Raw genomic sequence first — 12,541 nt, forward strand, 5'->3', positions numbered from 1 at the left:
ACGGAGGACGCTTGATATTTTCAGGGTGAGCGCTGGCCGAGCGGTGACCGCCGTTGATCAATGCAAGCGCTCCAAGCCGATGCTTGCGCCTGTCAAACCGGCTATTTCTACCAAAAAACAGCGTAATGTCGGGACCGAGAAAGTGACGTAAACGCGAGTCGGGCTCAGCTTTTCCGGTCGCCCAGCGCGTCGCGAACGGCCGCAAGCAGAGCATGCCCGTCAAAGGGTTTTCGCAAAAAGCCGCGAATGCCTCGGGCTCGGTCCTGATCCGCTATCTCATGCCGCCCGGTGATCAGGAATACGGGAAGTTGCGGGTTCTCCCGCCTGGCAAGGTCGCGGAGTTCGAACCCGTCGGCACCTGGCATGCCGATATCGGTGATCAACACATCCACTCCCTTAAGACCGGAGGAAAGCAGCGCCTCCCCCGAAGTGAAGCTGCAGGCAGCGAACCCCGCCGATTCAAGGAGTTCCACCAGTGAAGCAAGCACGTCCGGATCGTCGTCGACAATCGCTACAACAGCCTTGTGCATACTGTCCCCTTCCGACCCGGTGATCGCGTCATGGCATCTTCGCCACGTCGAGCGGCAGCGTGAAAACGAATTTCGCACCCCGCGGTTCATTCTTTTCTGCCCATAACTGCCCGCCATGCGATTCGACGATCGAGCGGGAGATCGCAAGCCCCATGCCCATTCCTTCATCCTTGGTGGTGAAGAAGGGCTCGAAAATCTTGTCGGGGAACTGGATGCCCCGCCCACGGTCCCTGACCTCGATGCGAACCATATCGTCCGCTCGGAAGGCACGGATCTGGAGGACACGGTCGTTCGAAACGGATGACATGGCATCTATGCCGTTGCGCATGAGATTGACCATTACCTGCTGGATCTGCACCCGGTCAAACGGGACGAGCTGGAGACCGCTCTCGCCCTCGATATCCATCCGGATACGCCGCCGCCCCGCCTCCTCCGCAAGCAGATCACGCGCTTCCCTCACGACGGGGCCGAGCTCGATGCTGTCCCGCTTATCCGTCGATTGCTTAAAGAGGGCGCGAATGCGGCTGACGACGGCGGCGGCGGAATTGGCGCTGTGGACGATGCGTTCCAACGTCTTCTGAGCGCGTTCGATATTCGGCGGTTCGGCGGTGAGCCAGCGCTGGCAGGCGCTGGAATAGTTCATCACCGCCGAAAGAGGCTGGTTTACCTCATGCGCGATGGAGGCCGACAATTCGGCAAGGCTGGCCGCCTGGTTGGCGCGGGCGAGGTTACCCTGGGCGCGGTTCAGTTCTTCCTGGGCATGCACCTGATCCTCTATGTCCAGGCAGATGCCGTTCCACTGCACGATCTCGCCGTCGCCATTGCGCATGGCCGAAGCACGGGTCTCAACCCAGCGGTACACGCCGTCGAAGCGCCGCAGTCGGTGTCGCAGCAAATAGGGCTCGCCAGTCGCCAGCGAATGGGCATACCGTTCCTTGACGACGGCCAGGTCATCAGGATGGATCACGGCGTCGAGCGTGCCGTCCAATCGGGATTTTCCCAGACCATCCGTGTCTTCGAGATTGAAGCCGAGATATTGGCGAAGACGCTGGCTGCGATAGATCGGCTTGCCATTCGGAAGAGCGCAATAAATCAGCGCAGGCAGCGTTTCGACCAGTTGCTGGAGGTGCTGCTCGCTTTCGCGCAGCGCCTCCTGGGTGGTTATGAGGTCATGGATGTCGGAGCTCAGACCGTACCATTGGACGATGGCGCCTGCCTCATCACGCGACGGTTCCGCCCGCGTTTCTGTCCAGCGATAGCTGCCTCCGGCTCGTTGCTGGCGGTAGCGCCGAATGTATGGGGCACCTGCCCTGACCGAATGCAGGAAGGCTTCCCGCGCCGCCACCCTATCATCGGGATGCACAACGCCGAGCGAAGGCGAGCCATCCGGTGCCGTCATGTCTTCAAGCGTAGCCCCGGTCACCTCCGTGAAGCGCTTGTTCACAAAGGCCGGTGTTCCGTCCGCCATCGTGCTCCAGATCAGCGCCGGCACGGTATCTATAAGCTGCTGCAGTTGCCGTTCGCGTTCACGAAGCGCCGCCTCGGTTCTCTTATACACGTCGATGTCCAATGCTGTTCCAAACCATCCGGTGATACGTCCTTGCTCGTCGCGCGTCGGGCGGGCCGCTGCCCGGTGCCAGACATAGGCGCCGTTGGCGCGCAGCACCCTGTATTCAACATTCCAGTGCTCGCCCGTCTTGAGCGCGCGGCGTAACGTTTCTCCCGCTCTTTCGCTATCGTCGGGATGCGTGCCGCGCTGCCAACCCTGCCGCCCACCTTCAAGAAAAGGCTTTCCGTCCAGGAGAACGTTGAGGTCCTCGAGCGTCATCGCGATCGAAGTCTGCGCCGTTGGGGTCGCATAGGTAAACTGCCCGGTTGTGTCGATTGCCCAAGCACCGCCATAGAGTTTTTCGATGGCGAGAGCTGCCTGAACCGCATCTCCCGTTTCACCGAAAGAGCTTGCCATCGTCCACGGCTCGTCCTGCCGCGCGACCGCCGGATCGACATCGACGCTGATGCTATAGTCCGGCTCGACCCGGAACTCGACCCAGCGATAACTGCCGTCGGACTGCAGTTGACGATAGCTGCTGATCTGAGGGATGCCGTGAAAGAAGGCTCGTGCCGCCGCCTGCTCGACGGTGGACCTGTCATGCGGATGGACCGCGTCCATCGACTTAAGCGCATCCTGGGCCGATCGATCGGCGAGCTGATCATCGATGTCTTTGGCTCGGTATTCGCCGATCCGGGACGGAAGGGCCATGTCGATGACCGTGCCGTACCATCCGGTGATCGTGCCAGCCGCGTCGTGTATCGGCTGCCCCGTGCTGCGGGCCCAGCCATAGCTGCCGGTCGCACGCAGCATCCGGTGTTCTACGTTGTAATGCTCGCCCGTCTGTAAGCACCGACGCCAGGCGGCAGCGGCGGCGTCATAATCTTCCGGATGGATGACACGCCTCCAGCCAAACGTGTTCCCGTCAGGCTGTGAATTGAGGCTTTCCAGGCTGGTGCCGAAAAAAGCGAGTGCTGCCGGCGTCACGTAGATAAAATTGCCATCGGCATCGGTTGCCCAGGCATTGCCGGTGACCCGCTCGACGACCTTCGCCGCTTGCACGGCATCGATATCTGGGGACCGGGCCGATCCACCACCATCTACCCCCGACGTTCCAGCGAACTTCGACATGCCTCAACCCGATCCCGTTGCATTTGAGATCGCCATGGTGCCTTAAACCGGGACCGCACCACGGCCCTCTGACGAGAACGGTATATGGGAGCTTGCGACAAAAACACCTGTTCCGAAGGATAGGGCGGAGATTTGCTATCCGAATTCACTCGTCCGGCCCCTGCGGAATCGCCGGTAAAAGGGCATGGCAAAGCTTTTCGGGGTTACTTCTTCGCTCAATATCGGCTGCGGAATCGATCGCGGCACATCCAGAGTGGCGCGTATTCAGGCACTGAAGATCGTCCGGATCGACTTCAGGAAAGCGGAGGCGCTCCGCTCATGCTTGGCCGCCGTAAGCGGCAACTGGCTGATGTCATTCGAGTATGTTGACAGCATTGTCGCAATCTCTTCGGCTATCGCCGGACGGTTGCCGATCAGGCGGGCGAAACTTTCCTGGTCAATCTCGTAGGCGGTGACCCGCGTCAGCGCCTGCAGCGTGTAAGCCTCGCCCATTCCCGCGAGGAGCCCGGTTTCGCCAAAGAAATCCCCCGACGAGAGGCGCCGCTTTTCCTGCTCGTCGTGCTGCACCGATACGACGCCGGTGCGGATAATCATCATCGAGGGCAGCGCTTGGCCTTGGGAGACGATGACGTCACCCTTTTGATACTCGCGCTCTATGCCCGACCGGGCCAATTTTTCTCTTTCAGACTGCGTCAGACCGGAGAAGATCGGATTTTCATCGATAACCTCCTGCAGCATCGCTTCAGGTAGTGGGGAGACGTCCTGGGACGGAATTCCATCGACGACGATGATCGCCGAGGGCGGCATCGCGAGTTGCAATCCGGTGGATCTGCAATGGCGATAGAAACGGTCGATCACCTCATTCTGAGCCTTGATTCTTAGCATCGGACTGCCCACCCGGAAAAACAGATGGATTTCCAGTGAGGTGGCATCCAGATTGCTGAGCGCGACCACCGGCGGCGGCTCCTGTATGATCGAGTTACAGCTGGCCAGGACCGTTAACATGGCCTTCTCGACAACGGAGGGAGCGTGTGTCGGCACCACCCGCACCGTCATCTTGAGAAGATGCGTTTCGTCAGGCCGGCTGACATTCGTAAGCTTAAGCTTGGCAAGGACGCTGTTGGGCAAGACAACGATGTTGTTGGCGCCGGTCAGGATTTGCGTCGACCGCCAGGTACTCGCGATGACGCGTCCCTCCGTGCCGTCCTCAAGGAGGATCCAGTCGCCCAGCGCATAGGTATGCCCGAGATTGAGGGCGACGCCGGAAAAGACGTCGCCCAACGTATTCTGGAGAGCAAGGCCTATCGCGATAGCGATAACACCAGACGTTGCAATCAACGTTCCGACCGGTGCGCCGAAAACGAAAGCCAGCGCTGCGAGCGTGACGCACATATAGACGACGCCGACGACGATGTCCTGCAGCAGGCGAGCCTCGCGCGGCCTTCCCTCCAGGACCAAATAGATTCGCACGAAGCCGATGACGGCCCAGGAAAGATGGAGCCACCACAACGACTGGGCGAAGACGACAAAAGCGGCATGCTCGTCGCCAATCCGCAGACCGTCCGATTGACCGAGCGGAATATCCTCCAGAACGAGAACGAAGGTCATGGCCGTGAAAAAGATGATCTGCACCACGAGCCGCAGATTGGAGCGCAACGGGCCGATGAGCTTCCACACCACCATTCCGGCTAGGCCGAGAATGATCAGCCAGACCAGCGGCGCGCCGGCGATTTCACCCAGATGCGCATTTAGCATGGTGTTCGTTCCGTATCGATGTGCGGCAGTCAGTAGCTGATGCCGGCGATGTAGTTCGCCAGCATGTGTTCCTGCAGTTGTTCCTGCTCGAAAAGCACTTTCAGGGCGTCGCGGATATCGAGAACGCCGAGCGGTTTTGCATCCGCACTAAGTACCGGCATGTTCTGGATGCGGTTTTCAACCATAACCTGCCATGCTGCCTGCAATTCGTCCGCCGGACTGCAGGAAATGACGTTGCGGCTCATCAGCGCCTCGACGCTGGCCTTTGCCTCACGATCCGTCAGATGGCGAATAAGATCGGATTTGCTGAGCACCCCCGCAGCCTTGCCGTTTTCCTCGCTGACGACGACAAGTCCGATCCCGGGATTGGAGAGCGTCAGCGCGGCGACCTGCAGCGTGGCAGCGACATCGATCACCATCAGGCGCGCCGACGTCATGGGATAGAGTTTTTCGATACGCATGGGATCCTCCTGACGGCACTCGCTGGCACAGCAGGGTATTTCGGTGTTGGTTGTAATCGGAGCTGGAATGGCGCCGGCTGCGGGCGCCATTCAGTCATTGATGTCAGGCGAGCGCTGGGCGCCCGGATCGAGATTATTTTTCGTAAGTCGTCAGATTGGTTTCGTTCGTATCGACCACGAACACGGCCAGTAGGCGAGCACGTTCGGTCTTGCTTGCATTTTCGCTGACGGCGTGATGGTCGCCGGGGAACTCCGAAAAGCTCTCGCCGGCATGGTAGACGGTCACCGGCCCGCCATTGACCTGGCTGGCGATCGCCCCTTCCAGAACCGTCGCATAAATGAATGCGGACTTGGGATGGGTATGAGCGGGCGAGGTGCCGCCGGGCGCATATTCGACGAGAACGCCCTTCATGCTCTTGCCGGGTACGTTGGGCAGCGGCTGGTCGTAGACCAGCGTCACCTTTTCGTCGACGCCCTCATCGGCCGTGACCGCAGCCACGGAGGCAAACACGAGAGCCGTGGCGCAGAGAAATGTCCTGATCATCTTTCGTCTCCTTGTTGAGCAGGGCCCGCCGGCCCGACGGACCGGCAAAGCGGGAGGAATTATTCGCAAGGGGGCCGTTTATTTCTTCTGAGCGGCTGCAGACTGCAGCCAGTCCCCGAAACGGATCACACCGAGGCGGGCGCCGTCATCCGGAACCAGCGTCCGATCGTCGATCTCGACTTCGAAATAACGGGCGCGCGGATCAGCGACGACGGTGCGCGGATCATTGGTGGCTTTGAGGTAGCGCGCGATGAATTCATTCATTGGTGCGCGCTCGGGGCCGGCGATCTCGATCATGCCGTTCACCGGTTCGGCCAGCGCGGCATCGGCCATGGCGTCGGCGACGTTGTCTGCTGCGATCGGCTGGAATGCCCCCGTCGGCACTCGAACGTTCGCTCCCTCGGTTGCCGATTGGGCGATGGCCGCTACGAATTCGAAGAACTGGGTCGCATGGACGATCGTGTAGGGAATTCCTGACTTGCGGATATGCTCTTCCTGCCGCAGCTTGGCGCGAAAATAACCCATCGTCTGCATACGGTCGGTGCCGACGACCGACAGTGCGACGTGATGGCGAACGCCGGCGGTCTTCTCAGCGGCGAAAAGATTGCGGCCAGCCGCCTCGAAGAAATCCATGGCGGCTTTCTCTTCAAATGATGGCGAATTCGCCAGGTCGATCACGACCTGAGCGCCGGCCAGAGCCTCGGCCAAGCCTTCTCCGGTTACGGTGTTCACACCGGAGTTCGGAGAGGCGGCAAGCACCTCGTGTCCCTTCTTGCGAAGCCGTTCAACTGTCTTCGAACCAATGAGGCCTGTGCCTCCGATGACGACGATTTTCATGTCCAATCTCCTGGTTTCAAGTTTGACGTCGGGATTTTGCGATTGCCTGCGGCGTTATTTTGCCGAGGCTGCTTCCTCAATCAGCGAAGCAATTTCCTTGGGATGCGAAACCATCAGGGCGTGTGACGCGCCTTGGATGACGACGGTCTTCACTGCATGCGAACGCCTCGCCATGAAGTTCATTACCGCCGGAGGAATGTTGCGATCTTCTGAGCCGTAGATCGCGTAGGAAGGCAATGCCTTCCACGAGGGGAAGCCGGACGGTTCGGCCAGTGCAGCCTGCGCAACGGGGCGCTGGGTGGCCGCCATCAGCCGCGCCTCGTCCTCCGGCACATCGGCGGCGAATTGATCGTGGAACCGATCTGGCCGGATTGAGAGGTCCTGGCCGCCGCCCGGCAGCGCGGTCGTCGTCAGGGCATCCGCCAGCGTGCTGCCGGGAAATTTTCCCGAAAGGCTCAGGCTGGATTCACCAGTCTCCGGAGCAAAGGCGGCGACATAAACCAGCGCCTTCACATTGGAACTTCCGTTGGCCGCTTCGGTGATGACTGGTCCGCCATAGGAATGGCCGACCAGCACGACCGGGCCTGAGATCGAGCGCAGGACACTTGCGACTACCGCCGCATCGCCAGCAACGCTGCGCAGCGGATTGGCAGCGGCAATCGCCGTATAGCCGTCCTTGGTAAGCGCACCGATCACGCCGTTCCAACTCGACGACTCGGCAAATGCACCGTGGACAAGCACGATCGTCGGCTTCGCCTGGGGGTCGGCGGCCTGTGTGAATGTGGCACCTGCCATGAGCACCGCCGCAGCGAGCCCCAGAGTTTTGATGTTAGCGCGCATCTTATATCTCCTGTTGCGGCCTTTCGACCGGGCAGGAGAATGCGTCAGCGCGAGCCCGCGGCCTATCGAACACAGGCATCGGGCATCTAGTCCCAGAGTACAGGTACGATAGATCGGATGATTAGACGCCCTGCTCGAAATCCCCCTCGTCGCAACTTGTTGCGAGGGGTAATTTCACGCTTCGCCCATGATCGGCGGCATAGGTGAGAATCGGATGTGCCTCTTTCGAACATCCGGCGGCAAGGGCAACGGGCCGCATCGGGGCGTATACGCCAAGACCAGAGGTTTCCGAATAGCGAGATATGCGCCGGACGCGCCGATCAAAGTGGCTGTCGTTTGTCAGCGATGCCTCAAGATAAGGTTTGCGGCTTGTCGCGCAGGCTGGAAGGCAGCGAATCCCATGCCCGGATGAGTTCGCCGACGGAAATGGTCCGCATCTTGCGCATCACATTGCTGCGGTGGAGTTTCACGGTGATCTCGCTGATCCCGAGTTCGAAGGCGATCTGCTTGTTGAGGCGTCCGCGCGCCACCTCGCGAAGGACCTGGCGCTCACGTGGCGTCAGCGTCGCAAACCGCGTGGCATGCTGGTGGATGCTTTCCGCCTGCGCTCTTTGCTCCACATCTCGCTGGATACCGGCAATCACGGCATCCAGCAGCGTCTGATCCCGCACGGGTTTCGTCAGAAAATCGACGGCCCCGGCCTTCATGGCCTGCACGGTCATCGGAATATCTCCGTATCCCGTGAGGAAGACGATGGGCTTCGTGATCCCACGCGCCGAGAGTTGATGCTGCAGATCAAGGCCACTCGCGCCGGGCATGCGGACGTCCAGCACCAGGCATCCGGGTCGGTCAGGAACGCCCGCATTCAATAGTTCGCGGGGCGACGGAAAACAAGCAACCTCGAGTCCGACCGACTCCATGAGTTCCTGAAGAGAGTTTCGAACGTCTTCGTCATCATCGACGACAAGGACCAATGGACTATCCGCAACGACAACTGAGGCGGACATCGGATCACCTCCCGAGACGGCAGGTCGCGGACACCGCCATGCACGGTACACCCATCTTGCCGCACCACGACCGAATATGCACCGATAAATGAAAAGCGCCGTTGCCAGCGAAGATGAATGTATCCTTCATCACTCTACATCCCCATCTGCCGAAGCGGCCGCATCTGGAACGCCGCCCGGCCGCAATTGCCAGCCGCAATCAAATGTCCCGCTCCGCCAATCCGTCGGGACTACATCCCCTCCGTCGCTGCAGGGCCACGGGCCCGGCCGTTCGCCCTATCCGCAAGCCATCTGCGAACATCCTCCGAGAACTCCGGCGGCGCCTTGCGGTCCAAGACGCCGGCGATATCGGCCAGGGTCTGATTTGCGAGCGAATCCCGCATCGCCTTCTCCGCACGCAGCATCACCGCGTGGATGGCGCATACGCCTTTCGTCGCCCAGGACGGCGGCCGCTCCCGGTATACAGCGCAGCGGCCGCGGATCTCCTGGCAGTCGAACAAGGGCTTCCTGCCTTCGATTGCATCCACGACCTCCAGAACGGTGATATCTCCAGGCTGCCTTGCGAGCAGATATCCTCCCTTGATTCCCTCGGATGCGGACACGATCCCCGCCTTCTCCAGCTTCGGAAATACCTTCGCCAGAAAGCTCGGGGAAATTCCCTGAAACTCAGCCAGGTCGCGACTGCTCAGCGGCACTTCGGGCGAGTTCGCCAACCACAGGAGACAATGCAACCCATATTCCACACCTGCCGTTATATGCGCCATAACTCGGACTATAATGATCCGCGTTATGGCTGGCAAGCACCAATTTGGATTATCTATCGAGAGCAGAAGACGGAAAGTCGTCTTTGGTTCGAATACCAATCTCCGCGTGCGCCATGAGATCCCCACGGGCAGGACAAGCCAGACCGGTCAACAATGCGTCTCATCCTAGGGGGTGGAAGGGGTTGGGATCGATCAAGCCAAGGATGGGACGAGCCCATACCGAAGGATAGGTTCCGCATGGATGGCCTTGCCCGGCGCGGAGTGGCGCGGCGTGCCGGCGAATACGCCGATCTATCCCCATCGATTAAGGACCCGGTCCGAAGGATTATCCGCATCCGCCGAGCCGCCAGCATGAGTGACCTATCCGTATGGCTGGGCAAGAACGCTGGCCTCATGGCACCGTGCTCGCCATCGAGCAAAGCTGGCCCTCACAAAGGAACTGGAAACTATGGCCTTCACCGACACCGTCTTGTTGCCGTCGGTCCGCGACCCTGCCGATGATTTCGAGGTTTGGCGTGCCATACCCTCCGCGCAGAAATTCATGATCTGCCCATTGATCCTCTTCGATCAACCAGGCCTAATCGGGCTGAAGCCGGCCAGAGCCTCGACCTCGCGCCGCATCCCCACACCAGCGTTGCGACAATGACCTATGTGATAAATGGGAAAATTCTCCACCGCGACCGCCTGGATAGGGCCCAGGCCATCGGCGCGGGCGAAGTGAACTGGATGACGGCGGGAGCGGGGATCGCCCATTCGGAACGGATGCTGTCGAAGATGGCGGAGCTCTCATGAAATGGCTCACGGCATTGCTTATCCTTATCGGCACCATTTCTGCTCATGCGCAGGCGCCGTTCCCGGATGGGGCGCAGACACACGCCTTTTCCAGGACGACGCCGCAGAAAGTCGACGATCTGGCGCAGTTGCTCGACGACCCCGACATCCGTCGCTGGATCGAAGAGCAGACCAAACGATGGGCCCGAGCTGCTACGCCTATCGACAATGTGCCGCATCACGGAATTTCGGTAGGCGACATCGCCCGGGAGGTGACGGTGTGGGAAGAGCGGGCTCGCAGCCGGCTCCAGACCATGACCTCTTCGATGCCGCTTATTCCCGGTGAAATCGAGCGCGCCCTCCTTCGCCTGCGCGCGAACGCGGCAGGTAACGACCATGTAGTGGCGTCCATCGCTCTTGCCCTGCTTGTCGCGCTCGCAGTAACCGCAGAATGGCTGCTTCGCCGGAAGTGGCTGGGTCATGGCAGGAGCGTCGAACACTACCTTCCGACCGCTGTCTTCGCGGCCATCATGGCGGTATTGTTCTTTGCGATCGAATGGCCGCCACTCGTTCGGCTGGTCGTAGCCTGCTATTTCGGGGCGTTCATCGCCTATCGCTTCATTACGGTAGGCATCCAGCATGCCGCACATCCGGAAATCCACAAGCGACTGAGGATAATCTTAGGCCTGGCGCTGATTGCCATTGCCTCAATGGTGGCGGGGACTATCCTCGAAGCCGATGAAAACGCCCTTCAAGCGACCGCATTTCTCGCCTCTATCATCATCCTGGCGCTGGCGATCGAGCTCGTTTGGCACAAGATCGCGCGAAGCGTCGCAGCAAGGATCGCACTTTGCCTTCATCTTGCGGGCGTCTGGCTACTGTGGTGTCTCGATTTCAAGACGCTGTTTTGGCTCGGCATCTACATCGTCGTGCTTCCTTCGATGCTGCGCGCCATCGGCCATGCCCTGAGCGAGCACATCGCCGGACACTTTCTCATTCCACCGTCAGACAGCCGCAACGTTCTTTTTGTCCGCGGAGCCCGGGCGGTGGTCATAGGGGTCGCCATTGCCTGGATCGCCCTTGTCTGGGAAATCGACGGCTACACGGTCGACCACGGCTATCCGCAGATAACCTCGGTGTTTGACGGACTTCTCAAGAGCATCTTCGTGATATTGCTGGCCGACCTCGTCTGGCATCTGGCAAAGGCGGCCATCGACCGCAACGTCGTGCCCGCCATCATGCCGGCGCCTTACGGGGCAGAAGCCGATGGCGCCAGCCAGGAACTCCATGCAACCCGGCTTCACACTCTCCTTCCGATCCTGCGCAGTGTGCTGGCGGTTGCGCTTTTTCTCGTTGCCGGTCTTTCCATACTCGGCCAGCTGGGCGTGGATATCGGGCCGTTGATCGCCGGCGCGGGCATATTCGGCGTGGCGATCGGCTTCGGCTCTCAGGCCCTGGTGCGCGACGTCATCAGCGGCATCTTCTACCTTTTCGATGACGCCTTCCGGGTCGGGGAATATATCCAGGCGAAGAATTACAAAGGCACCGTGGAAGGCTTCAGCCTGCGTTCGGTCAAGCTACGACACCATCGCGGACCGCTCTTCACCGTTCCTTTCGGCGAACTCGGCGCGGTGGAGAACATGAGCCGGGATTGGTCCAAGGTGAAATTCTCCGTCACCCTGCCCTATGACACGGATATCGAGAAGGCGCGCAAGATCGGCAAGGCGATCGGCCAGGAACTGCTCAACGATCCGGAACTCGGCTCCCTTTTTATCCAACCGCTGAAAATGAAAGGCGTGGAGGAATTCGGTGAGTACGGTATCGTCGTCAGCTTCGCAATGGTCACCGTGCCGACCAGCAAGCAGAGTTTCATCCGCCGATCAGCCTATGCGATGCTGCGCGAAGCCTTTCAGAAAAACGGCATTGCCTTCGCACAGCCCATGATACAGGTTGGTGGAGAGACGACTTCGGAGGCGGCCGCGGCGGCCTTGCGACATCACCAGGAACTGAGCGTGGCCAAACCCGATCAATGAAATGTAAGGTATTTATGAAGAGGCTGGAGCTTCGCCAGAAGTCGCCAATTTCGAAGTCACAAATTCGTCGGTCTTGAGTGGGATCGGAACTGCGGACCTGTGCGGAAATTTAATCAGGACAGTGACCCGATCGCCCGCGTTAAGAGCAAAGAACCTAGTCATTGGTTCGTATGGTGCGTACGTTATACGCTCCGCCTTATAAAGCCCGGAGATCTTCTTCCAGCGTAAGCGGTCAGCCGACAGCGCCCTGGTTAAAGTTCCAGGGCATCAGAGCCTCGATATCGTGAGCAGGCCATCCGTTGGCCATGCGAACTAAGGT

General features: G+C 60.0%; 12 protein-coding genes and 1 pseudogene. 3 read left to right on the plus strand and 10 right to left on the minus strand.

What is annotated here, in order from left to right:
• Positions 1-164 precede the first annotated feature (164 nt).
• The 10 genes and pseudogenes from J2046_RS08360 to J2046_RS08400 all read right to left on the minus strand — a co-directional run bounded on the left by J2046_RS08360 (position 165) and on the right by J2046_RS08400 (position 9,418).
• The gene (locus J2046_RS08360; RefSeq protein ID WP_210050838.1) at positions 165-530 is read right to left on the minus strand and encodes a response regulator transcription factor; all 366 of its coding nucleotides are present in this window, start codon (positions 528-530) and stop codon (positions 165-167) included.
• A 28-nt stretch (positions 531-558) separates the two neighbouring features.
• Positions 559-2,496 carry a PAS domain-containing protein gene (locus J2046_RS08365; RefSeq protein ID WP_459213531.1) on the minus strand — a complete coding sequence of 646 codons (1,938 nt, stop codon included), beginning with the start codon at positions 2,494-2,496 and terminating at the stop codon, positions 559-561.
• A 72-nt stretch (positions 2,497-2,568) separates the two neighbouring features.
• Positions 2,569-3,210 (minus strand): annotated as a pseudogene (locus J2046_RS34455) (PAS domain-containing protein); the annotation flags it as partial.
• Positions 3,211-3,474: 264 nt separating this feature from the next.
• Entirely contained in the window at positions 3,475-4,965 is a 1,491-nt protein-coding gene (locus J2046_RS08370; RefSeq protein ID WP_210050840.1) for a mechanosensitive ion channel family protein, read from the minus strand.
• 29 nt (positions 4,966-4,994) lie between these two features.
• A complete protein-coding gene (locus tag J2046_RS08375) occupies positions 4,995-5,426 on the minus strand; it encodes a CBS domain-containing protein (protein WP_210050841.1) in 432 nt (143 codons plus the stop codon).
• A gap of 133 nt (positions 5,427-5,559) precedes the next feature.
• The gene (locus tag J2046_RS08380) at positions 5,560-5,970 is read right to left on the minus strand and encodes a cupin domain-containing protein (RefSeq protein WP_210050842.1); all 411 of its coding nucleotides are present in this window, start codon (positions 5,968-5,970) and stop codon (positions 5,560-5,562) included.
• Positions 5,971-6,048: 78 nt separating this feature from the next.
• A complete protein-coding gene (locus J2046_RS08385) occupies positions 6,049-6,807 on the minus strand; it encodes an SDR family oxidoreductase (RefSeq protein ID WP_210050843.1) in 759 nt (252 codons plus the stop codon).
• Between the two features lie 54 nt (positions 6,808-6,861).
• Positions 6,862-7,647, minus strand: a complete 786-nt coding sequence (locus J2046_RS08390; protein ID WP_210050845.1) for an alpha/beta fold hydrolase — start codon at positions 7,645-7,647, stop codon at positions 6,862-6,864.
• Between the two features lie 350 nt (positions 7,648-7,997).
• Positions 7,998-8,654, minus strand: coding sequence for a response regulator transcription factor (locus J2046_RS08395; RefSeq protein ID WP_210050846.1), 657 nt, complete (start codon positions 8,652-8,654; stop codon positions 7,998-8,000).
• A gap of 230 nt (positions 8,655-8,884) precedes the next feature.
• Positions 8,885-9,418, minus strand: a complete 534-nt coding sequence (locus tag J2046_RS08400; protein WP_210050847.1) for an RrF2 family transcriptional regulator — start codon at positions 9,416-9,418, stop codon at positions 8,885-8,887.
• Positions 9,419-9,866: 448 nt separating this feature from the next.
• Here J2046_RS08400 and J2046_RS34215 point away from each other — a divergent pair, with 448 nt between their 5' ends.
• Genes J2046_RS34215 through J2046_RS08410 form a run of 3 tightly spaced genes read left to right on the plus strand, consistent with a single transcriptional unit; the run spans position 9,867 to position 12,222 of the window.
• Positions 9,867-10,064 carry a hypothetical protein gene (locus J2046_RS34215; protein ID WP_325169738.1) on the plus strand — a complete coding sequence of 66 codons (198 nt, stop codon included), beginning with the start codon at positions 9,867-9,869 and terminating at the stop codon, positions 10,062-10,064.
• Entirely contained in the window at positions 9,971-10,210 is a 240-nt protein-coding gene (locus J2046_RS08405; protein WP_325169737.1) for a pirin family protein, read from the plus strand. Before J2046_RS34215 ends, J2046_RS08405 begins: the two co-directional genes overlap by 94 nt.
• The gene (locus tag J2046_RS08410; protein ID WP_210050851.1) at positions 10,207-12,222 is read left to right on the plus strand and encodes a mechanosensitive ion channel family protein; all 2,016 of its coding nucleotides are present in this window, start codon (positions 10,207-10,209) and stop codon (positions 12,220-12,222) included. Before J2046_RS08405 ends, J2046_RS08410 begins: the two co-directional genes overlap by 4 nt.
• Positions 12,223-12,541: the final 319 nt, after the last annotated feature.

This window comes from Neorhizobium petrolearium (genome assembly GCF_017873175.1).
In the GTDB taxonomy this organism is placed as follows: Bacteria; Pseudomonadota; Alphaproteobacteria; order Rhizobiales; family Rhizobiaceae; genus Neorhizobium; species Neorhizobium petrolearium.